This is a genomic window from Methylobacterium organophilum, from assembly GCF_022533465.1.
GTDB classification, from domain to species: Bacteria; Pseudomonadota; Alphaproteobacteria; order Rhizobiales; family Beijerinckiaceae; genus Methylobacterium; species Methylobacterium organophilum.
On record NZ_CP092848.1, the window covers coordinates 1,853,738 to 1,875,923 of the forward strand.

16 protein-coding genes and 2 pseudogenes are annotated in these 22,186 nt (G+C 66.9%); 14 read left to right on the forward strand and 4 right to left on the reverse strand.

Going from position 1 to position 22,186, the window contains the following annotated elements:
• Positions 1-280 precede the first annotated feature (280 nt).
• From MMB17_RS08620 to MMB17_RS08655, 8 genes and pseudogenes are all read left to right on the forward strand, one after another.
• Complete coding sequence (locus tag MMB17_RS08620) at positions 281-1,294, forward strand: metallophosphoesterase (protein ID WP_241101738.1); 1,014 nt, start codon at positions 281-283, stop codon at positions 1,292-1,294.
• A gap of 244 nt (positions 1,295-1,538) precedes the next feature.
• Entirely contained in the window at positions 1,539-2,498 is a 960-nt protein-coding gene (locus tag MMB17_RS08625; RefSeq protein ID WP_003596815.1) for a metallophosphoesterase family protein, read from the forward strand.
• A 350-nt stretch (positions 2,499-2,848) separates the two neighbouring features.
• Entirely contained in the window at positions 2,849-3,364 is a 516-nt protein-coding gene (locus tag MMB17_RS08630; RefSeq protein WP_238257619.1) for a hypothetical protein, read from the forward strand.
• A gap of 48 nt (positions 3,365-3,412) precedes the next feature.
• Positions 3,413-5,494 (forward strand): AAA family ATPase, encoded by a 2,082-nt coding sequence (locus tag MMB17_RS08635; protein WP_003596813.1) that lies wholly within the window; start codon positions 3,413-3,415, stop codon positions 5,492-5,494.
• Positions 5,495-5,638: 144 nt separating this feature from the next.
• On the forward strand, positions 5,639-6,523 hold the full coding sequence (locus MMB17_RS08640; protein WP_231343940.1) for a 3'-5' exonuclease: 885 nt from the start codon (positions 5,639-5,641) through the stop codon (positions 6,521-6,523).
• A 221-nt stretch (positions 6,524-6,744) separates the two neighbouring features.
• Positions 6,745-7,224, forward strand: a pseudogene (locus MMB17_RS08645) (hypothetical protein); the annotation flags it as partial.
• A gap of 2,029 nt (positions 7,225-9,253) precedes the next feature.
• Positions 9,254-10,336, forward strand: a pseudogene (locus MMB17_RS08650) (IS630 family transposase).
• A gap of 66 nt (positions 10,337-10,402) precedes the next feature.
• Positions 10,403-10,651, forward strand: a complete 249-nt coding sequence (locus MMB17_RS08655; RefSeq protein WP_003596801.1) for a hypothetical protein — start codon at positions 10,403-10,405, stop codon at positions 10,649-10,651.
• Positions 10,652-10,741: 90 nt separating this feature from the next.
• Here MMB17_RS08655 and MMB17_RS25230 read toward each other — a convergent pair whose 3' ends face one another.
• On the reverse strand, positions 10,742-10,873 hold the full coding sequence (locus tag MMB17_RS25230) for a hypothetical protein (protein ID WP_276518062.1): 132 nt from the start codon (positions 10,871-10,873) through the stop codon (positions 10,742-10,744).
• Positions 10,874-12,582: 1,709 nt separating this feature from the next.
• Here MMB17_RS25230 and MMB17_RS08660 point away from each other — a divergent pair.
• On the forward strand, positions 12,583-15,171 hold the full coding sequence (locus tag MMB17_RS08660; RefSeq protein ID WP_003596798.1) for a recombinase family protein: 2,589 nt from the start codon (positions 12,583-12,585) through the stop codon (positions 15,169-15,171).
• A gap of 167 nt (positions 15,172-15,338) precedes the next feature.
• Here the strand turns inward: MMB17_RS08660 and MMB17_RS08665 are convergent, their stop codons facing one another.
• The 3 genes from MMB17_RS08665 to arsH all read right to left on the reverse strand — a co-directional run bounded on the left by MMB17_RS08665 (position 15,339) and on the right by arsH (position 18,431).
• Positions 15,339-15,776 (reverse strand): EamA family transporter, encoded by a 438-nt coding sequence (locus MMB17_RS08665; protein WP_003596796.1) that lies wholly within the window; start codon positions 15,774-15,776, stop codon positions 15,339-15,341.
• 305 nt (positions 15,777-16,081) lie between these two features.
• A complete protein-coding gene (locus MMB17_RS08670) occupies positions 16,082-17,422 on the reverse strand; it encodes an anti-phage deoxyguanosine triphosphatase (RefSeq protein ID WP_003596795.1) in 1,341 nt (446 codons plus the stop codon).
• Positions 17,423-17,684: 262 nt separating this feature from the next.
• Positions 17,685-18,431 carry an arsenical resistance protein ArsH gene (gene arsH, locus MMB17_RS08675; protein WP_017484361.1) on the reverse strand — a complete coding sequence of 249 codons (747 nt, stop codon included), beginning with the start codon at positions 18,429-18,431 and terminating at the stop codon, positions 17,685-17,687.
• Positions 18,432-18,481: 50 nt separating this feature from the next.
• Between arsH and MMB17_RS08680 the strand changes: the two genes are divergently transcribed.
• The 5 genes from MMB17_RS08680 to MMB17_RS08700 are packed head-to-tail and all read left to right on the forward strand — an operon-like array spanning position 18,482 to position 22,131.
• Entirely contained in the window at positions 18,482-18,841 is a 360-nt protein-coding gene (locus tag MMB17_RS08680) for an ArsR/SmtB family transcription factor (protein ID WP_003596793.1), read from the forward strand.
• Entirely contained in the window at positions 18,834-19,361 is a 528-nt protein-coding gene (locus tag MMB17_RS08685; RefSeq protein ID WP_003596792.1) for an arsenate reductase ArsC, read from the forward strand. Before MMB17_RS08680 ends, MMB17_RS08685 begins: the two co-directional genes overlap by 8 nt.
• A complete protein-coding gene (gene arsC, locus MMB17_RS08690) occupies positions 19,361-19,786 on the forward strand; it encodes an arsenate reductase (glutaredoxin) (protein WP_003596791.1) in 426 nt (141 codons plus the stop codon). The genes MMB17_RS08685 and arsC overlap by 1 nt, the downstream gene beginning before the upstream one ends.
• A 7-nt stretch (positions 19,787-19,793) precedes the next feature.
• Positions 19,794-20,861, forward strand: coding sequence for an ACR3 family arsenite efflux transporter (arsB, locus tag MMB17_RS08695; RefSeq protein ID WP_017484362.1), 1,068 nt, complete (start codon positions 19,794-19,796; stop codon positions 20,859-20,861).
• Positions 20,851-22,131 carry an MFS transporter gene (locus MMB17_RS08700; RefSeq protein WP_017484363.1) on the forward strand — a complete coding sequence of 427 codons (1,281 nt, stop codon included), beginning with the start codon at positions 20,851-20,853 and terminating at the stop codon, positions 22,129-22,131. Before arsB ends, MMB17_RS08700 begins: the two co-directional genes overlap by 11 nt.
• Positions 22,132-22,186: the final 55 nt, after the last annotated feature.

Sequence of the window (22,186 nt, forward strand, 5' to 3'; positions counted from 1 at the left end):
CATGCGAGGATGTCAGGAGATGCCCGTGCACCCCCAAGGCGAACGTCGCTGGGCGCTGCCGGCGGCGGGCGGTTCGACGTCCCTCACCAGGTTGTGGCGGACGGTCGGGCCGGGCGCCCTCGCGCCCGATCTGGCCAAGCCGTTGCTGGCTGCGGCGACGGCTGCCCTCCAAGGGTCCGGTCCCTCCGTGGCCGCCTCGGAATGGGAAGACGCCCCGGCGGCGCTCCGCGACGCCCGGGCGGTCCTCGGACGATGCGGTCCGGCGCATCCCGACGTCGACGTGGTCGCCACCGCGGCGCTCGCGCTGGCGCTTCGCGGCGAAAAGGCTGCCGCGACGTTCCTCGCCGATGCGCTCGACCGTCTCGCCGCCGACGGGACGGGCGGACCGCACCATGCCCGGTTCGCCTATGCGTGGCGGTCCCGGGTGGAACTTAAGCCGGCGGGCGTCTCCGCCGGGAGCGACGACGGGGCGCCGGACCGGCTGCGGCTTCCGGGTGACGACACCGAGGGAGAACCGATGCGCCTATGGATCTTTTCGGACCTGCACATCGACATCGGGAGTCCATGGACCCCAGCCTCGATCCCCGGGGCCGATCTCGCGGTGGTCGCCGGCGACGTCGGCGAGGGCCTCGTCAAGTCAATCGCGTGGCTCGCCGCGACGGTCCGGCCGCATATGCCGGTCGCGTTCGTGGCCGGAAACCATGAATTCTACCGTCGATGCCTGCCGGACGAGTTGCAGGCGGGGCGCGCGGCCGCGATGGAGGCCGGAATTCACCTCCTGGAGAACGACACCGTCCGCTTCGGCGACGTCGTGGTCTCGGGATGCACCCTGTGGACGGATTACGAGCTCGACGGACCGGCGACGCGGGTCCCCGCCATGCGGGACGCACGCGTGGGCCTCAACGATCACCGCCTCATCGCCTGGAGCCGCAAGCCGGAGTGGCGGCGGTTCCGGCCGGAGGAGGCGCTCGCGCTGCACCTCGCGTCACGCCGCTTCCTCGAAACCGCGCTCCGGTCCGCCGCGGACGCGACGACGCGGGCGCACGTCGTGGTCACGCATCACGCTCCCGCGGCGGGGAGCGTCGCGCCGCGGTTCCTCGGCAAGCCGCTCAATGCCGCCTACGCGTCGCGGTTGGACGACCTGATCGAGGCCGGTCGGCCTTCGCTCTGGGTCCACGGGCACACCCATACGCCGTTCGACTACCGCCTCGGCGGGACCCGCGTGCTCTGCAACCCGCGAGGATATCCCGGCGAGAACCCGCGCTTCCAGCCCGGGCTGGTCGTCGAGGTCTGAGACCGCCCGGGGCGGCCGCCCCGCCCTGACTGCCTCCCGCAAGCCGAGAGCCGATGGAGACGCCCTTGCCGGACTTCGCCCGTGAGCCTCGTGCGCTAGGATGCCGGGGAGCACCTCCGCCGCATCCCATCCCGTTCCGCTCCCCGGGCTCGACCGGAACGGGATCGGCGGCCGCCGGGGGGCTACGATGACGCGGCATGTTCGCCCCCCTCGTCGTGTTCCGGGCGCCGAGGTCCCGGAGCCGTTGCCGCTTCCGTTTCGGCCCCGAGCGCGGATCGACCCGACGCCCGAGGTGCGGACGGCCTGTCCCGGACCGGCCTCCGTCGGGAGCCGAAGGGAGAACGCGAGGTTCTGGATCCTGTCCGACCTGCTCGTCGACCGCAATCCCGAGTTCCGGCTCCCCGATCCGCTTCCTGAGTTCGACGTCCTGCTGGTCGCGGGCGGAGTGGCCATCGGGCTGGACGTCGCGTTGAACTGGTTGGCGCGGGCCCTGGACGGCAGACAGGGGAACAGGCCCGTCCTGATGGTGGCGGGCAGCGCGGAGTTGTGGTCCGAGACGCCCATGGTGGAGGCGGTCGCCCGCGGCCGGGAGCTCGCCCGGGACCTCGGCATCCACCTGCTCGCCGACGACGCGGTACGCATCGGTCCCGAGGCCGGCGGCGGGACCGTGGTGGTCGGGGCGACCCTGTGGACCGACTGGTGCCTCGAAGGGAGCTTCGAGGGCCGCCTGGCCAGGGTCGCGGCCCGCCACAGCTGGGCGGATTGCCGGCGCGTCCTGCTTCGGCGGGGGCGCCCGTGGTCGCCGCTCGACGCCCTCGGGGCCCATGCAAGATCGCGGGGATACATCGAGGACGCCCTCACCAGCATCGTGTGTCAATCGCTGAACGTCGCGAGGGGACCCGGGACGCTCGTGCCCGGTGTTCGCCCCGGGGACCGCGCCGTCGTGCTCACCCACTTCGCGCCTTCACGCCGTTCGCTGCCCGACGCCTGGACGGGATGGCTCGGGGACGCCTGGCTGGCAGCCTCGCATGCCTCGGACCTGGAGGATGTCATGCACGCCTGGGGGGCGCCGACGCTCTGGGTCCACGGCCGGGCCGTCGCCCCGGCGGATTACCGCATTGGCCGGACCAGGGTGGTCGCCAACCCCTTGCGGCGTTGGGATGCGGCCGATGCCTTCGACTCAGCCTTGGTGGTCGAGGCCTGAGATGGGAACGTCGACCTACGGCCCAGGGCCGCCCGCACCAAGCTCCTCGGACAGGCCGACGGGCATCGGGAGCCGGGAAAGGTTGGGCGGGGACGGCGCCCTTCGCTGGCTTCCCGCCTCGGGCTGCCGCCGCCACGACTTTTCCCAGCCGCCAAAGACAGCAGTGGCTTGATCGTATTATATATCACAGGTATAATATAGGTATTCTCAAAAGTCGTGGCCAATTCGACAGCCGGGCCAATCGGTTTGGGGGCTGTGAAGCCGAGCCCGTCCGCCGCGCGGCGACCGCCTATTCGCCTATCGGGTCGTTCCGGCTCCCCGCGGGGGCACCGGCCGAGTTTTTCGAAAGCGTGACGGATTCGTTGACCGCCTTGGAACGGGCGGGGCTGCTGGAGGTGGATATGGCATCGGAGCCTGGCCGGGTGGTTTCGTGTTCGGTTTTGCGGCGTGCGATCCGAACCCCGCGGCGCGGCGTGCCGCCCAGGGTCGAAGCCGGCGTGGTGGCGGCTTGGCGGACGTACCCGCCTGGACGCCTCGACCGGGCGGAAGCAACGGCCCTCGCGCGGCTGCTGGCGACGACGTCGATACTCGGCGAAACGCGCTGGTCCGCGGCAAGGGACGGGGACGCGGCCGCGGCCACGGCGCTCGCCATCCGTCACGTCCGCACGTGCGGCGCGGCTTCGGTCGCGTCGGATCTCGTGATGGGCAATCTCCTGCTGATGGCCGAGCGCGGCGACGCGACCGCGCCGGCGGTCATCGCCTACGCCCTGCGCGCGCTGGCACGGCGCAGCGCCGACGAGCGCCGGCTCATGCGGCTCGCGGCGCGATGGGCGCGACCGAGGATGCGCAAGTCTCGCCGCCGCTGAACCATCGGCCCCCCACCATCGAAGTCCCGTGCGAAGCCGGAGGATGCCATGCCCGAACCGAACGAGGCGGCCTGCGCGATGGCGCGCGCCTTCGTCGAGGCGTTGCGGAAGGAAGCCGCGAGCCCGGATCCATCATGGTGCCTGGACGAAGCCGAGCTCGACGCGCTCGCGCTCGGCCGGCGGGAGGCATCACTCATGCCCCGGCTGGCCGCCGACGTCGTGGCCGCCGCGGTCATGCTGGGGCGCGCGTTCGCTCCGGCAGGACCTCCCGCGGCCGATGACGGCTTCCCCGTCCTACTGGTGCGCGTATCCTCTCCGGATTGGGTGGAGCCGATGCGGTGCGTCGTGGGACCCTGCCTCCTCGGACTGGGATGGAGGGTTCGGGATGGCGAGGGCGGGCGCGGGGCCTGGAACGACCGCAGCCGGCGGGAGGTCGTCGTGTTCGCGCGTGACGGGGCCTCGCGCGAGCATAGGCCCGACCGCGGCAACGAAACCGTCGGCGCGGCCGTGGTCGCCGGCGTCCCGCTCATCGGCGTCGCGTCGGATCCCGCCAGGACGCTGCCGCGCGACTTCCTGCGCGCCGTCGACCGGGAGGTTCTCGTCGCTCCGCTCGACGCCGAGGTGCTGAGCCTGGTGATCGAGGCGGTGACCGGCGAGGTTCCGCCCCTCGCCGCGCTCGGGGACTGCGTGGCGGTCCGGGCCGCCGCCGACCTTCGGCTCGGTATCCGCCCGGGTCGCGGGGCATCCGAGGCCCTGGAGCGCCTCGGGCGTTCGCGCCTGCGAGAGAGGCAGCGCACCGCGAACGCGCCCCGCCTTGAGGACTCGCTCGGTCTCGGAGCCGCCCGGGATTGGGGGCTCGGCCTGGTGGCGGACCTACGGTCGTGGCACGAGGGGATCATCCCGTTCGCCGCCTGTGAATCGGCCGCCCTCGTCAGCGGGCCGCCCGGCACGGGCAAAACACGGTTCGCGGCGGCCCTGGCCCGAAGCGCGAACCTACCGCTTCATCCGGGCTCCCTCGCGCAGTGGCAGGGCTCCCGTGACGGACATCTTGGCCATACCCTGGGCGCCATGCGGCAGTTCTTCGAGGAAGCGCGGCGGTCGCCTTGCGTGGTCCTGATCGACGAGCTCGATTCCTTTGGAGATAGGAATACTTTCTCAGAACATCATCGCGATTACTCCAGCCAGGTCGTCAACGCCCTCCTGGAACACCTCGACGGCGCCGTCGGCCGCGAAGGGGTCGTCGTCGTCGGCACGACCAACCATCCTTCGAGGATCGATCCTGCGATCTTGCGCTCGGGGCGGCTTGAACGGCACTTTCGGATCGAGCTTCCCGGTCTCGACGCGCTGACCGGCATGCTGGTCCAGTATCTCGGGACCGACGCCGATGACCTCGACCTTGCGCCGGTGGTCCCGCTGCTGCGGGGCATGACGGGTGCCGACGTCGAGGCGCTGGTGCGGCGGGCGCGTGGCAGCGCGCGACGGGCCGGCCGCACCCTCACGGTGGACGACATCCTGGCAGGCTCCTCGGATGGGACGCCGGCGCTCGGGGATGGGCTCCGGATGCGCTGCGCCGTCCACGAGGCCGGGCATGCGGTCGCGCTCCTGGCCAGCGGCGCGAGCGGACCGGTGACGCTAACCATCGCCCCGACCGGCGGCCTGACCGAGCATGCGCTCGTCGATGCCTACGGAGCCCTGACCGAGGGCGACTTCGAACGGTCCCTGGTGATGATCCTGTCGGGCCGCGCGGCCGAGGAGGTGCTCCTGGGCGACGTCTCCGCCGGCGCGGTCTCGGATCTCGCCGAGGCGACCCGATGCGCCGCGGCGATGGAGGCGTCGTGGGGGTTCTCGGCCGATTTCCCGCTGCTGTCCCTGGCCCCCGCCCAGGACATCGACCTGGCCCGGATGCCCTGGCTGATGCGCCCGGTCCTTGAGCGGCTCCGGCTGGCCTACGAGCGCGCGTGCGACCTCATGCGGACCGAGCGCCTCGCCCTCGAACGGATCGCGGAGGCCCTGTTCCGCACGGCCTACCTCGACGACGCGGCCATTCGGGCGTTGTTCTCGGGAAAGGCCGCCTCCCCCCGACGCCGCGCCGGTCCGGGCCGCGGTGCCCACCGCACGCACGACATCTGAAGTGGAGAGGCCATGACGTCCTTCGTACGCCGACCGATTGCATGCCGGGACCCGTCCGCGTCGCGCTCACCCGCCCGTCGCCCGCTCGCGGAACGGACGTTGTTCGACGCCGCCTCACCCGGGGCGGAGCCGCGCCCTGACACCATGCGACATCCCTTGCGCCGCCGCGACTTCGACGAGGGCAGCCCGGACACGTTGATGATGCTCGACATCGAGACCGTTCCGGACCCGATCCTAACGCCCGCGGATTGGCCGGCCGACCGGTTTCCAAAGGCCATGTGGCATCAGGTCGTCGCCATCTCGGTGATCGAGGCGGGGGTCGGTCGGGAGCCGGGCACGGGGGTCGAGACCTACGAGTTGCGGTCCTGCCGCAGCGGCGGCGAACCGGGATGGGACGAGGCACGTCTGCTGCGCGCCTTCTGGCGGCTTTTCGAGGGGGGACGCTACAGGCTCGTCACCTGGAACGGCAGGGCGTTCGACATGCCGGTGGTCCTCGCCCGCTCGTTGATGCACGGTCTCGCGGCCCCCGCATGGTTTCTTCGCGGAACGCGCTGGGCCAATTACGGGCAGCGCTACGCCCAGGACTGGCACCTCGACCTCATGGATGCGATCTCAGCCTTCGGGGCGGCCTCGCGTCTCACCCTGGAGGAGGCTGCGGCGGCGGTCGGCGCACCGGGCAAGATGGGCGAGCACGGGTCCTGCGTCGCCGAATTGGTCGCGCGCGACGAACTCGGTCGGGTGCGGGACTACTGCGAGACCGACGTGGCGAACCTCTACGTCATCTTCATGCGCTGGGCGCATCTGACGGGCAGGACGGATGCCGCGGGCCACGATGCAGCCGTGGAGGGATTCCTGCGCTACCTCGATGCGGAGGGGCCGGCCCGCCCGCACTTGGCGGCCTTCGCGCAGGAATGGCGACGGACTGGATCGCGCGCGCCGATGCATGTGGGTCGAACGACCGGGTCGGGTGCGGTGGTGGCTGGTCCGGACACCTGTCACGGAGCTCGACGGAGCTCGCTTGGGGCCTGAGGGCCGGGTCGCGGAGTAGCCAATCCTCGGGATGCCCCATGAGCGGGCGGCGGGACGCAGGTCCCGCGCCCGGATCCGCCGGTCCGGCGTGAGACCGCGATAAAACCGGGCGTTAGCCACGAGTGAGTCGAAGGCGTCGAAAGCCATCGGGGTAAATCGACCGTAATGGCTGGCGTGCGAAGGATCGGGCAACGGCCAGCAAGCCCAGGGGGGAACAGCCGATGACCCTGCCGCGCCTTTCGCGACCACTTGAATATAGCCGCGCTTGGGTGGCGCTCGGGGTCCTGGCACCTATCGGCGTGCTGATCGTGTCGGCGTCGATGCTCCTCGATCTTCGTCGCGATGCCTGGGACAAGGCCGAGCAGACCTCCAGGAACCTCATGCAGGTCATCGAACGCGACATCGCCCGCAACGTCGAGATCATCGACCTTTCGCTGCGGGCCGTCGTCGACAACCTGCGCGCGCCCGAGACCGCGGAAGCGAGCCCGAAGGCACGGCAGATGATCCTGTTCGACCGTGCCGCGAGCGCCAGGGACCTCGGCGTGATGCTGGTCCTGGACGGGAACGGCGACAGCAGCCTCGTGATCACTCAGAACCAGTACGCTGCCTGTGTCGCTGCTCGCTCAGACGTGATCACCGCGCAAACCCAGCTTCAGACAACCGAAGCCTTGAGCATTGCGGTCGAGCTCAGCCGGGCGACACTGACGACGAACAAATGAAGACTATGAGAAGTCGCCTCGCAGATGATGACGCAACTAGATCGCAAAATCGATATCAGACTGAGCCGAAACCGGATCTACCGTTGAGCATCCGGCCCCGACGACAAATAATAGTATAGCAGGCACACTCGACCGTGCTCAGTAACCGTAGTGGTAATCAAAGCTCGGAGCGTAACCACAACCGTAGTGGCCGTAGTATGGGCTGTGCGCCACGAGCCCATCGAGCGCCAAGCCACCGATCAATCCAGCTGCAACGGGGACCCCGTAGTAACCCCGCCTATGGCCGTAATGTCCGTGTCCTCTGCGGTAGCCGCGACCGCTATAGTAGCGGCGCCCATAGCCAAAACCACCATACCCATAAGTGCGACCGTGGCCGCCATAGTACCTGTGGCCTCCGCCATGGCCGCCATAAAACCCATGTCCTCCGCCATAGCCGCCATGATGGCCTTCAGCCTGGGCCGCACTCGGAATGGCCACGAGGCTGATGACGAGCGTGACCGTCAGAAGGCCGACACTCAGTGCCGTCTTCACCCTACCAAGACGAGCCATAACTATTTCTCCTTTGCGTTGCGCGTCCCTTCCCGAAGACTCGTTTGAGCGGGTCAAGGCCCTCTGCCTTGCCCAACGCCTGAACGCACGGGTGCGATCCGGCAGGCTCTGCTGAATGGTGTTTTCATCCCACCTCGCCCGCGCGCTTGGCAGGAGCGTTCCATCACATGACTTCGAAGAAAGCAAATAAGGTGAAGAGTTATACAGTAATAAAAATATATTTTATAGCCACAGCTAAGCTGTAAATTCCCCTTGTTTGTACGTCAGCTTCAGAAGCAACTGAATTGATCTGTGCTAGTCGGCCTAGACAATATCGTTGAAATGTAGACGAGGGGCGACCTGTAATGGCCACCCGTCGCTTATTCACAGCTCTTTTTATCTCAAGGCGTCAGTGACGTTCCCGCGGGGCATCGCCATGGTGTCCCTCTCGACGCTCTTCGTGGTGCTCTCTGCGAGGTTCATGATGGCCGCCCTCGCTACGCTCTTCGACAACGCGTCGTCCGTGGCTATCGCCTTCCACCCGAACCCCGCCCGGATTGACATCGATATGCTGAGCGAAGACTGCTGTTGGAGATACGGCAAAGGCCGCAGCGATCATTGCTCTTGCTGACTTTTTCATCACGACATCATTCTCCTGTGCTCGGATTTGGAAGAAAAAACATGGCTGTGCTTTGCTTCCGGATCGGATTTCGTTACGTCGGAGAATTATTCTGAGTAACGAACTATTTGCCGTCATCCGATGACTGAGTCCCGCCAACCTCGCCTAATGCTTGGGCTCAAGACAATCTTTGCGGGATCAAGCTTCTAGTTTGTGTCCCTAGTGGCCACCACCCCTGTGATGACCGCCGCCACCCGAGCGTCCGTGCCCACCGGAATAGCCATGTCGCCGACCGCCGCCGTGCCCACTGTACGATCTGCGATGTCCGCCGCCATAGCCGTGCCGACCGCCGCCACCGTGACCGCCGTAGCCGCCACCATGACCGCGGGAATGACCGTAGCCATGGCCTTGGGCGGCTGCCGGTTCGGGGATTGTTGCCAAGCCAAAGCCTAGTGCGAGCGCAGCAAAGCCAGCGATGAGTGAGGCTCTGAATTTAGACGTACGTGTCATGGAATAAACTCCGCAATTACGGGGATCGATTTCGTGTGGCGACCTTGGCAGGTTCAACGACCGCCGCCGAAGACGATGTGAACAGCGAGCGGCGGCGGGTGCGCATTTCCTACAGGCACGTAACGCTCGACGGGACGGAAAAGTCGAAGTCTCGTTCCAAAATGATCCGCAAACGGCCGTTTTCGGCGCAAAGCCGGCGACGAGCGAGGCAACCAGGAATTGCTGCGCTTAAATTGTCCCGCATCTCTGCTGCACAATCAGCGTACCCATAATACCAATCGGTACGGGTGAGGACTCGCGGGTTTACGCGGAAGCGGCGGATGTGATTCGATGTGGCAAGCTAGGAGGTTTGCCATGTCGAAGGCCGTGGATCTGCGCGAGGATTTCGATGCGGATACCCTGCGACGTCTGGCGCGGAAGAGCCGCGATGCCGGTCAGAGCCGGCGGCTTCTCGCGCTGGCCGCGATCTACGAGGGTGGGAGCCGGACGCAGGCCTCGCGGATCGGCGCGGTCGGCCTGCAGACGGTGCGCGACTGGGTGCTGGCCTTCAACGCGGCCGGGCCGGACGGCCTGATCGAGCGCAAGAAGCCCGGCCCGCGGTTCAAGCTCGACGCGGCCCAGCGGCAGGCGCTCGCGGTTGCCATCGAGGAAGGGCCGGACCTGCAACGGGACGGCGTGGTGCGCTGGCGGCTGAAGGACTTGGCGGCTTGGCTGTTCGCGCGCTTCGGCGTCAGCCTCGACGAGAGCAGTGTCGGACGGGAGGTGAAGCGGATGGGCTATGCCAAGCTGTCGGCCCGTCCGCGCCATCATCAGCAGGACCCGGCGGCGCTGACGGCGTTTAAAAAAACCTCCCCGCCCGCGTGAGCGCGATCCGCGCCCAACTGCCAGTCGACACGCCGCTCGAACTCTGGTGGCAGGACGTCCTTCGAGAGCCTCAGGATGAGAGCCCGCGTCGGTCAGAAGAACACGGTCCCGCGCCGGTGGGCGCGCAAGGGCAGCCGGCCCACGGCGCCCAAGGATCAGCGCACGGCGTCCGCCTACATCTTCGGGGCGATCTGTCCCGAGAAGGGCAAGGACGCCGGTCTCGTCCTGCCCCGCTGCGCCACACCGGCCATGAACGCGCATCTGGCCGAAATCAGCCGCGCCGTCGATCCCGGCGCGCACGCCGTCCAAATCCTCGACGGCGCCGGCTGGCACGTCGCCGCCGACCTCGTCGTCCCCGACAACTTCACCTTGCTGACGCTGCCGTCTCATGCGCCCGAACTCAACCCGGTCGAGAATGTCTGGCAGTTCCTGCGCGAGAACTGGCTCGGCGACCGGATCTTCGACTCCTACGAGGACATCCTCGATCAATGCTGCGAGGCTTGGAACAAGCTCGTCGCACAGCCTTGGATGATCATGTCGCTCGGACTGCGCGAATGGGCCTATCGGTTATGAACCATGCCGATTGGTATTAGCCGGCGCTTGGACCACGTGCGTTCTGAGGAGTTCTGGGATCGCGTGATGCACGAAGCCTACGAGATCCTGCCTGCGCAAGGCAGCATGTCGGTTGCGGACATCATGGTTCGGCTGCGAATGACGACGCTGAAGGGCGGCCGCTTGGTCAAGGAAGCGCTATCCGAGGGGATGCCGCGCAAGAAGATCGAGATCAGCGTCGAATACGAGCGATACTTCCAGAGGGTTGGCAAGGACGCCTATGCGCGCCTCCCAGGCTGGGACGGCGCGCTGGGCAAGCGGACGCGCGCCGGGTAGGGTTGGCGAAGTGTCCGGCGCCTCCCGAGAGCGCCGGCGGGCTAAACTCACCTGGACCTCAGGAAGGATTGGCGCAGCTTCGGCCCTGCGTCACCAAAGGTCCTCCTCGTCGAGACGCTGCAGGGCCGAAACATGCAGCCGCAAGCTGTCCGATAGCTCGCCTCGGACCAAGGCGAGGTCCCCGAGTTCGTCGAACGCGACGTCGAGCAGTTCGGGACCCATCACCTCGACGAAGGCTCCTTGGGTCTCCTCATCGTATTCGGTGGATTCGACGACGCGATCTGATACCGCCCTCAGCCTGCCCAACCGTTCCCTGGTCGGCGGAAGGCGCCGGCGTGTGGCCCTTCCGGTTGAGCTTGACGGAGCCTTATCCTGCTCAACGTCGCGCGGACTCGCGTGCCTCATCGTCTCACTCCCGTTGCTAGAGTGCGCTTCGTGTCTGGGGAACCGGAGTCGTAAATCGTCTGACACCGGTCGCGGCCATGTGCTCGCGGTCGGTGCGGTTGATCTGCAGGGCGGGGCAGCCTACCGCCCGGGGGACTTCGACGTCGCGATACCGTCCGACCACTGGCGCAGGGGCAGCCAAACCCTATCGGCACTTGGCGGCACCAGCGTCGTATTTATATCGCCAGTATATTCTACCGCCGATCCGCCTGCTTGACCATCACCCTCGCCGCGCCGGACCAGGATGGTCGTGTCGACCTGTGGATTGCGGGAACTTCGGTAAGGGGAATTCGGCAACGGCCCGGCAGCACCGACGACAGGCATAGGGTCAGTGCTCTCCGGGATGGCCCTGGGGGCCATCGGTTCCCACGTCATCTCGGTCAGCGGCTGTGCTTTTGCTCCTCAGGAGCAGGCCGATTGCTCCGAGCCTAGCCGCCCGGCAAACGTCGTGAATGCCCTTCACGGGCTGCTTGGTACGGACCGAAGCCGACGCCCTGGACACCTGCCCGTACCGACGGAGCATTCGCAACGGGGACTGGGACGACAAGGTCGGAGGTGGCGCTCGCGGATATCGCAAGTCAGGTGGCGGTTCCGCGGCGTCGTAACGCGCCATACCGCTTCCGCATCGACCTTTGAGGTTCATTGAGAACGGAAACGGTCTCTTGCAACTGGACAGGCTACCTTCGGCACCGCGTGCGGCCGCGATGCCCTTTCGTCCCGTCGGTCGCCGCACATGGCGACGAGTTCCGGATCGGCCTCCGGTATTGCAGTTGTATATACCTGCGGTATAATTAGAGACTTCACCCACGTTTCGTCGATGCGGCGCGGCCGTCCCAGAAGGGGCGGCCGACGCGCGTTTCTCGTACGCCAGCCGCCATGCGCGATCCAGGGGTAATTTCAATGGAACAGGGGGAGCGAACGATGTCGTTCGGCATCCAGAGGTTTCGGGGCGAATCGTCCAGTTCAGGACGGCCGCTCACGGTCTTAGACGCATTGTTCGAGGGCTTGGTGGGGATGGCCGCCGAACGGTCGGACGCCCAAAGGCTGGTCGCGCGCGGACAGAATAGGAAAGTTGCCGGTCGGGACTTGTACGCGGGCGACCTGGAATTAGATGTCGCCGTGACGCGAAATGCTCCGGCCAGGATGCGAAATTCACATCGCGATGGTGCAGCGGAGACCCGGCCCCGTGGACGGGAGAGACGAAAATCACGGCCAAGCGCCCGAAGTCGCTTGTCGGCGGGAGCGAGCCGAAGCGTACGTGGCGTCGCGCGGCATGGATTCGAACGCCGGTCGCTACCGGGATGCCTGGAAGGATGACCGCTTGCGACCCGGCCAGGTGCGTCGAGGAGAACGTGACGGTCTCGGGCGGAGTCAAAGGAAAGCCATCCGGCGCACCGAGATGGACGTAAAGCGAACCCGCGCACGTCCCGGCTATCGCGTCCTCAGGCAAGCAATTCTCCCTTCTCTTCGCATGGAGCGGCGTTGCGATGGCCCACGGTGAACGGACGACCGACCTGATGCCTGGCGCCGTGGATCTGCGGCAGGTGGTCGATACGACGGCATTGTGCCCTCTGGACCGGTTGGCCCTTCGACGGAACCTGGATGTCGAACGCCGTGACGGCTTCGGCCCACCGGACAAGCTTGTGCCCGTGGGCCTCTACGCTCGCTACTCGTCTAATAAGCAGAAGGAGATGAGCATCGAGCGTCAGGTCAAGGTTGTAACCGCTTACATGAGGAAGCTTGGTTACGCGATTTACGTGCTGTATGACGACCCTGCTCGAAGTGCCCGATCAATGCGTGATCGTGAAAGCCTGCAGCGTTTGCTCGAAGACTGTCGGTCTGGCAAGATAAAAGTCATCATGGTTGAGGACTTTGACCGGTGGTCCCGCGAAACTTACGATGCGGTCGAAGTATGCGAGGAATTGAATGAGCTTGGCGTGGAATTTCATAGCGCCGGCGACTTCAAGGCACTGAACAAGAAGGAGGTCATCGAAGCGGCACTCAAGGCCGAGGCGGATCGGGACCGTCGCACCCTGATCATGGGCATGGGCAGGTTCCAGCACGCTGCCCAGGGCGGCGCCCATTCCGGTGCGTTCTTCGGATATCGGTACGGCGAAGAAAGGGGCTTCCTCGTGCGTCACCCCGAGGAAGAGAAGACCATATTTTCAATCTTTGAAATGGCAGCCGCGGGAATTTCCTACCGAAGCATCGGCCGGATCATGAAGGAACGCGGGGTTGCAGGACCGACGAAGGATTGCAGATGGACGAAATCGACCGTTGCGAACGTTTTGGGCCAGTTGGCCTATACGGGTAGATGGTACTATCCATTTACCTTGAATACGTTCGACCGCAAATCGGGGAAGGTCACCGTCCAGCGTCGGCATCCGAGCGAGATGACGCGCAACTACTTCGATCACCTTCGAATTGTGCCAGACGATCTGTTTTTCGCTGTCAACGAGAAGCGACGCCCCCGGGGGAAGCAGAAGTTCGAGCACAGCCACTTCTTGGCCGGAAAGGCGACGTGCGACTGCGCCGGGGTCGAAGGCCAGCGGTTCACCTTGGGTGGTCGACAGCTAACCTGCAACGTCTGGTCGGACGGGGGCTGCTGCCCGGCGAGGCGTCACTCCGTTATGCACGAGACCGTGGAGCGCGCCGTCCTCACCGCCGTTTGCGGCAAGCTGCGGTCCTTCGTCGGCGAGGAGGATTTCGCGGCTGCCGTCGACCGCTCGCTACGTGAGGCCTCCGCCGCCCGCCGCGCCGCCCGTGCGGATGTTGCGCGTAAGATTGCGGTCACCCGCGAACAGCTTCGCCGGGCGCTCGTCAAGGAGCTTGAATCGACCTATCCATCCGACCTGTTGTCCGAGGAGAGGAGCCGGCTGACGGGGGAGCTCGCAGACCTTCAGGCCCGTTCGGCGGGCCTCGCCGAACTGCCCGAGGTGGACGAAGCCGGTGAGAGGCTTCGAACACTTTCCGCCACGTTGGATCACCTTATCGAGCGGGTGCCATTCAGGGCCTTGACGGAGGCGGAGGCGAAGGTCTCCGCCGCCCTTGCCCGCCTCGTCCAGCGGGTGGTGGTCATACGGGATGGCCGGCCGGCGGGGACCTTGGGCCTGGCCATCCACCTGGACTTCTTGGCGTTCCTACAGGAGGACGGGAGCTGCGGCTCGCCCGGTGTTAGCTTGGACGTGATCCATGTCGATGTCGAGCAGCCGATGGGACGCCATGTCCGCCTTCGCGAAGACGCCCAGCGGCTTATGGCAACCGGAGGTTATCGGATCGACGACGCGCGTTGGGCCCTCGTCGCCAAGCACCTCCCGGACGTCACGGGCCACAGGAATGACTCGCGCCACATCCCGACGCGGGCTCTGGTCGACGCCCTCCTGCTCCGGCTCCGGACGGGCCTGCCTTTGCTGTCGGCGGCGTTCGGCGACGCGCTGGAGATGCGGCGTGCACTCTCGCGGTTCGTCTATGCCGCAGGGGACCAGATCCTGATTGACCTCCTTCGCGAGGCGGACCCTTCCTTCGTGGCCGGACTGGACCTCGGTCCGGTCGAGGCCGCGCGGGCGCGCTGGAAGGTTGGCGGTGATGATTGGCGCAAGCGCAGGGGGCCGGCCGCACGCTTCCACGCCCTGAATGGCCAGGATGCGCTCACCGACGAGCAATGGCTGGCCTCGAAGCCGCTGTTGCATTCGTCCATCGAGATCTCGTTCAAGGGCACCCCGGGCATTCCCGGCCGGCTGCTTCTGGAGGCGGTGATCCTGGCGCTGCGGACCGGCCTCTCATGGCGCAGGATGCCGGAGCGGTTCGGTGACGAACGGAACCTCACGAATTCCGTGCGCCGGCTGGTCCGCAGCGGAAGTTGGGACCGGTTGCTGGAGCTATGGGCGCTGCGCTTCCCTGAGCTTCTCGATGACTTGGATGTCGGGCGCTTGGCCAATATGCTCCGGGGTTCGGCGCAGTGGCAGGGCCCGTCACCCAGGCGCTCGCGCTACGCCAGGAACGGCGGCGTGGCCCCGGCCGTCCATCGAGCGCGCCGACGCAAGTCGCCTGCCGGGCGGAAGAGGGACGCGGCCTAGGCGCCGCCAGCCGTGTTCTTGGACGGCGAGCGTCAAGGGTCTGGACGTTGGGCGCAGGAACGAATGCAGAGAGTGCTCGATGGCGATCGGCCAACGCCCGTGCTGGTCGCGGCGTCCCGGGCGCTATCCTGCGTACGCCTCCGGGCGAAAGGGCACGCGGCCAGCCTTCAGCTCCTGTAGGCGACCAGGATCGTGCCGGCCGCTATCAGACCGACGCCCAACCAGTTGGGGACGGTCAGGCGTTCTCCGAGGAAGATGGTCGCGAAGACCGCCACCAGGACGACGCTCAACTTGTCGATGGGCGCCACGCGGGCGGCATCCCCGAGCTTCAGGGCGCGGAAGTAACAGAGCCACGATCCACCGGTGGCGAGCCCCGATAGGACAAGAAACAGGTATGTTCGTCCCGAAACTGAATCGAGTGGTTGCCATTGGCCCGTGCCGGCCAAAAGCGCGCCGAGGACGCACAGGATCACCACCGTACGGATGAAGGTGGCGAAGTCCGAGTTGATGTTCTCTATCCCGATCTTGGCAAAGATCGCCGTCAGCGCGGCAAATGCCGCCGAGAACAACGCCCAGAACTGCCAGGAGGCCAGCACGGCTTTCATGGGCATCTCCGAAAGTCGGAAACGAAAGGGGTCGTGACGAGCAGCCGCCGAACCGAGCAACATGCAACGCTGTTCGACGGTCTTATGCGGATGCCGATGATCCACGGCGCCGTAGCGCTGCCGCGCCCCGGCAAGATGGAGCGGGGCGAGGCTGCCGCCTCAGCATTCCGCCGGCGCCGGAAGGGAGGTCGTCCCGGTCTGCCCGCCCCTTCGGCATCGGTGAGGCCCTCACGCATCTGGGGTTGACGTGGGCCGGGAGCAGGAAGGAATCACGGGTTGCTCGCTTAAACCGGGCGGCGGGTCGGTCAGAGGCGGTCGAACACGGAACCCATCCTCGGGCTGAACAAGCGCTCGTAAGTGCGCATGAGGAAGGCGTCGGTCATGCCGGCCACGTGGTCGCAGATTACGCGCCGACCGTCAGGCGCCTTTTCGTACGCCTCGTAGGTCGACCGCGGCAGGAACGACTTCGGCTCCGAGGCGAGGGCCTCGAACACCGCGACGACCATACCCTGACCCTTGAATTCGAGGTGCTGGACCCCCGGGCTGCGAATGACGACCTCCCGGACCAGTTCCTTCAGCGCTTCCAGGAAGGTGTTCGCTCCGGCTTCGATGGCAGCCCGATATCGAACGAGGGGCTCGTCGAACTCCTCCCTGGTCTCGATCACGCAGTTCGTGATCAGGTGATGGACCATCCGGCCGATGCACCTCTTCCGGGTATCGCCGGCACCGAACAGCCGATCAAGGAATCCCTCATAGACGTTGTTGCCGAACTCCTCCGGGTATTTCTCCTTGAGACTGTTGAGGAAACTTGAGCTCTTCTCCTCGGTCACGTGCGCTTCGAAATCCACCTGCGTTACCAGGCCAAGGGCGAGGGCATCCTCCAGGTCATGGATGCCGAAGCCGATGTCGTCGGCGACGTCCATGATGCTGCAATCGAACGACTTGTGGAGGGGCTTGCGGTGCTTGCCCTCTTGATCGCGGGCCTCGGTGAAGGCGTTGCGGTCCTTTTCGCTGAGTGGGGCGAGGATCCAGTCGACGACGTCTTGCTCGCAATCCAGGTAGCACTTGGGCGGCTTGGAGGCCTCGCGGTCGATGATCCGGATCGACTCCGGGCCGACGTGGAGGGCGGGGCGGATGTCCGCGTTCATCGCGAGGCTGAAGGGCACGGGATACTTCAGAACCCCGAGCAGGGTGCGCCGCATCAGGTTCGCGCCGGCGGCCTTGGAGAACTTTTCCAGCCTGGACAGGATGCGCAGGGTCTGGCCGTTGCCCTCGAAACCGCCGGCACCGCGCATGCAGAAATTCAGGGCGACCTCGCCGCCGTGGCCGAACGGGGGGTGGCCGAGGTCGTGGGTCATGCCCACGGCCTGGATCATGCTGAGGTCCGGGATGTATTGCCGGGCGGAATGGTCGGCATAAACCTTCTCGAACCGCCGCGCGATCCCGCCGGCGATCTGCGCGACCTCAAGCGAATGGGTGAGCCTCGTCCGGTAGAAGTCGCTGTCGCCGAGGTTCAGGATTTGCGTCTTGCCCTGCAAACGCCGGAACGACGCGGAGTGGATGACCCGGCTGTAATCGGTGGCGGCCCCATCGCGGGCGTCGTCGGCCTGGGCCTGCCATGGTTCGCGGCGGTCGTACCAATCCATATGCAATCACTTTCGCGGCTAAACTCGATCCAGGCAGCCGGTACCTCTCGGCTGCGCTGGGTACCAACGGAAAGCGTCGATGCCGCCGCGGTTCCTTGCACACGGCGCCTCCGTCCTCTTAGGAGCCTTGGCAGTTGGATGTGCGGGTCTTCCACCGTCGGTGTTTCGAGCCGCGGGACAAGGGCCGCTACGCCCGTAAGGGAGGCTGACAGCGCAATCCGCAGGCCGGGACCGAGGCTCGCTCCACGGGGGAACGGTCCGTCTACCGCTGCACGAACCCGATGTCGGCGGCGACGCCCTTGAGGCGCTCGGGCTCGCGCTCCTTACGCTCGGAGTAGCGGTCGACGAGGTAGTCGGCCCGTCCACGCATCAGGAGAGTGAACTTCATCAGCTCCTCGCAGACGTCCACCACCCGGTCGTAGAGCGGCCCGGGCTTCATTCGGCCGGCGTCATCGAACTCCTTGTAGGCCATCGGCACCGACGACTGGTTCGGGATGGTGATCATCCGCATCCAGCGCCCCAGCACCCGCAGGCTGTTGACCGCATTGAAACTCTGCGATCCGCCCGAGACCTGCATCACCGCAAGCGTCCGCCCCTGCGTCGGGCGCACCGAGCCCTCGCTCAGCGGCAGCCAGTCGACCTGGGCCTTCATCACCCCGGTCATGTTGCCGTGCCGCTCCGGGCTGACCCAGACCTGCCCCTCCGACCAGATCGAGAGCTGCCGGAGTTCCTGCACCTTCGGATGTTCGACGGGCGCGTCGTCGGGCAGCGGTAGCCCGTCCGCGTGGAATATGCGGACCTCCCCGCCCATCGCCTCCAGCAGCCGTGCCGCCTCGTAGGCCAGGAACCGGCTGAAGGACCGATCCCGGAGCGACCCGTAGAGGACGAGGAATCGAGGCGCATGGTCGAGCGGCGTCGGCGGCGCCATCCGTTCCTCGGTCGGCACCTCGAAATGCGCCTCGGAGAGGTTCGGCACCCCGTCGGCGAACGGCTGCTGGGGCTTGTCCAAGGCGCTTAACTCCTCTATGTTTCAACGATAGTTGATATGTAGGTCATTCGATGGACGAACGGCAAGCCCTCGCCGCCTTCGCCGCCCTCGGCCAGGAGCATAGGCTCCGGGTCGTGCGCGCCCTGGTCACCGCCGGTCCGGGCGGCCTCGCCGCGGGCGTCCTCGCCGAGACGGTGAACGTCGCCGGCAACAACCTGTCCTTCCACCTGAAGGAGCTCTCGCACGCCGGGCTGATCACCTCCCGGCGCGAGGGCAAGTCGGTCATCTACAGCGCCGCCTACGCCGGCCTGTCCGACCTCGTCCAGTTCCTCATGCGTGACTGCTGCCAGGGCCACCCCGAGGTGTGCGCCCCGGCCGTCGCCGCGCTCGCCGCCTGCGACTGCACCACCGGGGACACCCTCCATGCCTGAGCCAGTCTACAACGTCCTGTTCCTCTGCACCGGCAACTCGGCCCGCTCGATCCTGGCCGAGGCCATGCTCAAAAAGGAGGGCGGCGGGCGCTTCCGCGCCTTCTCGGCCGGCAGCCGACCGAAGGGCGAGCCGCACTCGCTGGCGCTGCAGGTCCTGCGGGAAAGCGACTACCCGACGGAGGGCCTGCGCTCGAAGTCGTGGGACGAGTTCGCCGGTCCCGAAGTCCCCGTCATGGATTTCGTCTTCACCGTCTGTGACAACGCCGCCGGCGAGACGTGCCCGTACTGGCCGGGCCAGCCGGTGACGGCCCACTGGGGCATCGAGGACCCCGCCGCGGCGGAGGGCTCGGAGATGGAGCGCAAGCGCGCCTTCGTCACCGCCCAGCGCTACCTCAAGAATCGGATCGCGGCCTTCGTCGCCCTGCCGCTCGGCAGCCTCGACCAGGTCGCCCTGTCGTCGAAGGTCCGCGAGATCGGCCAGATGGCCGGCGCGACCTCGGCCCGCCCGGAGGTCGCGTGATGGACGTCGTCATCTACCACAACCCCGCCTGCGGCACGTCCCGCAACACCCTGGCGATGATCCGCAACGCCGGCATCGAGCCGCACGTGGTCGAGTACCTGAAGACGCCACCGAACCGGGCGCTCCTCAAGCAGATGCTCGCCCGCGCGGGCCTCTCGGTCCGGGATGTCCTGCGCGAGAAGGGCACGCCCTACGCCGAGCTCGGCCTCGCCGACCCGGCGCTGACCGACGAGCAACTCCTCGACGCGGTCGAGGCGCACCCCGTCCTGCTCAACCGCCCGCTGGTCGTCAGCCCCAAGGGTGTGCGCCTGTGCCGCCCATCCGAGGCGGTGCTGGACCTCCTCCCCGCCCAGCAGGGGGAGTTCGTGAAGGAGGACGGCGAGCGCGTGGTCGACGAGCGCGGCCGCCGCGTCGCCACCGCTTGAGGACACCATGAGCACCTTCGAACGCTACCTGACCCTCTGGGTCGCCCTCTGCATCGTGGCCGGCATCGCCCTCGGCCACGTCATGCCCGGCTTCTTCCACGCCGTCGGCGACGCTGAGGTCGCCAAGGTGAACCTGCCGGTCGCCGTCCTGATCTGGCTCATGGTCATCCCCATGCTGCTCAAGATCGACTTCGCCTCGCTGCGCCACGTCGGGCGGCACTGGCGCGGCATCGGCGTGACGCTGTTCATCAACTGGGCCGTGAAGCCCTTCTCGATGGCGGCGCTCGGTTGGCTGTTTATCGGCTACCTGTTCCGGCCCTACCTGCCTGCCGACCAGGTCGATAGCTACATTGCCGGGCTCATCATCCTGGCGGCGGCGCCGTGCACGGCGATGGTGTTCGTCTGGTCGAACCTGACCCGCGGCGAGCCGCACTTCACTTTGAGCCAGGTGGCGCTCAACGACACCATCATGGTGGTGGCCTTCGCGCCCCTCGTCGGCCTGCTGCTCGGCCTGTCGGCCATCACCGTGCCCTGGGGCACGCTGGTGCTGTCGGTGGTGCTCTACATCGTCGTTCCGGTGATCATCGCCCAGGTCGTGCGCCGCGCCCTCCTCGCCTCGGGCGGGCAGCCGGCGCTCGACCGGTCGCTCGCCAAGCTCGGGCCGGCCTCGCTCGTGGCGCTCCTCGCGACCCTGGTGCTGCTGTTCGGCTTCCAGGGCGAGCAGATCCTGGCGCAGCCCGCGGTGATAGCGCTCCTGGCGGTACCTATCCTCATCCAGGTCTACCTGAACTCGGGACTGGCCTACATCCTGAACCGCGCCGCGGGCGAGCAGCACTGCGTGGCCGGGCCCTCGGCACTGATTGGCGCCTCGAACTTCTTCGAGCTCGCGGTGGCGGCCGCGATCAGCCTGTTCGGCTTCAACTCGGGCGCGGCGCTGGCCACCGTGGTCGGCGTCCTCATCGAGGTCCCGGTCATGCTTTCCGTCGTATGGATCGTGAACCGCTCGCAGGGCTGGTACGAGCGTGGAGCGGCCGGCAAGGCAGCGGCGCTGAAGCCTGCCTCCCGTGAGGTCTGAGGTCCACAACCGCCTCGTCGTCATCTCGGCCCTGGGCGTGGTGGAGATCCTCGCCTGGGGCTCGTCCTTCTACTTGCCGGCGGTGCTCGCGGGGCCCATCGCCGCCGACACGGGTTGGCCGCTCGCCTGGGTGGTCGGGGGGCTGTCCGTCGGCCTGCTGGTCGCGGCAATCGCCTCGCCCCGGGTCGGGATCGCCATCCACCGGCACGGGGGTCGGCCGGTCCTTGTATCTGCGGCCTTGCTGCTAGCGGGTGGCCACTTGGTGATCGGCCTGGCACCGAACCTTCCGGTGTTCCTGTCCGGCTGGCTGGTCATTGGGCTCGGGATGGGCTGCGGCCTCTACGACCCGGCCTTCGCCACCCTCGGCCGGCTCTACGGCGACGAGGCGCGCCCGGCCATCACCACCCTGACCCTATGGGGTGGGTTCGCCAGCACCGTCTGCTGGCCGCTCTCGGCCCTTCTCGTCGAGCAGGTCGGCTGGCGCTCGACATGTCTTGCCTATGCCGGGCTGCACCTCTTCGTCACGCTTCCCCTGGTGCTCGGTCTGATCCCTGAGGCGCCTGCCTTGGCTAACGGCGGGGACGTAAAACACCTTGGCGAGGCGCCGCTCACCTCGCGGGAACGGCGCGCCTTCGCGCTGATGGCCGGCGTGCTGGTTTTCGGCGGCACCGTGATGACGTTGATCTCGGTCCACCTGATTACCTTGCTGCAGGCACGCGGCGTGGCCTTTGCCGCCGCCGTATCCTACGGCGCCCTGATCGAGCCGTCCCAGGTCGGAGCCCGCGTTGTCGAGATGGCCAATAAGGGGCGGCACCACCCGCTCTGGACGCTAAACGTGGCCATGGCCCTCGTGGCGTTCGGGCTGGCAATCCTGGCATTGGGCATTCCTGCGGTCGGCATCGCCTTGGTGCTCTACGGTGCCGGCAACGGGATCTACTCGATCGCGAGAGGCACGGTGCCGCTCGCCCTGTTCGGGTCGGAACGCTACCCGGTTCTGGCGGGGCGGCTCGCCCGGCCGAGCCTGATCGCCCAGGCTCTTGCTCCGTCGCTGGGGGCCACGGTCCTCACCTACGGCGGCCCCGATTTGGCCTATGCCCTTCTGGCGGTGCTCGCGCTCGCGAACGTCGGTTTGGCAGGCGCCTTGTGGGGCACACGACCGGAAGCGGTCGGCATCCCTGGCGAGGCCGAGGCGGTTTCGAAGAACAGGTGCTTCGCGTCAGCAGCCAAGCCGAAAGGCCGCCTTCGAAACGGCCCCCCTTCTTCGCTCTAGGTTGCTTCAGTGCAGAACAATGGTGCCCGGCACCGGAATACCGGGTTGAGCATCA

What these genes read in the sequence shown, in the direction of transcription:
- MMB17_RS08635 (WP_003596813.1), top strand. Translation starts at nt 3,413, where the DNA reads ATGCCCGAACCGAACGAGGCGGCCTGCGCGATGGCGCGCGCCTTCGTC.
- MMB17_RS08640 (WP_231343940.1), top strand. Translation starts at nt 5,639, where the DNA reads ATGCGACATCCCTTGCGCCGCCGCGACTTCGACGAGGGCAGCCCGGAC.
- MMB17_RS08655 (WP_003596801.1), top strand. Translation starts at nt 10,403, where the DNA reads ATGCACGAAGCCTACGAGATCCTGCCTGCGCAAGGCAGCATGTCGGTT.
- MMB17_RS25230 (WP_276518062.1), bottom strand. Translation starts at nt 10,873, where the DNA reads ATGGGTCCCGAACTGCTCGACGTCGCGTTCGACGAACTCGGGGACCTC.
- MMB17_RS08660 (WP_003596798.1), top strand. Translation starts at nt 12,583, where the DNA reads ATGGCCCACGGTGAACGGACGACCGACCTGATGCCTGGCGCCGTGGAT.
- MMB17_RS08665 (WP_003596796.1), bottom strand. Translation starts at nt 15,776, where the DNA reads ATGAAAGCCGTGCTGGCCTCCTGGCAGTTCTGGGCGTTGTTCTCGGCG.
- MMB17_RS08670 (WP_003596795.1), bottom strand. Translation starts at nt 17,422, where the DNA reads ATGGATTGGTACGACCGCCGCGAACCATGGCAGGCCCAGGCCGACGAC.
- MMB17_RS08680 (WP_003596793.1), top strand. Translation starts at nt 18,482, where the DNA reads ATGGACGAACGGCAAGCCCTCGCCGCCTTCGCCGCCCTCGGCCAGGAG.
- MMB17_RS08685 (WP_003596792.1), top strand. Translation starts at nt 18,834, where the DNA reads ATGCCTGAGCCAGTCTACAACGTCCTGTTCCTCTGCACCGGCAACTCG.
- arsC (WP_003596791.1), top strand. Translation starts at nt 19,361, where the DNA reads ATGGACGTCGTCATCTACCACAACCCCGCCTGCGGCACGTCCCGCAAC.
- arsB (WP_017484362.1), top strand. Translation starts at nt 19,794, where the DNA reads ATGAGCACCTTCGAACGCTACCTGACCCTCTGGGTCGCCCTCTGCATC.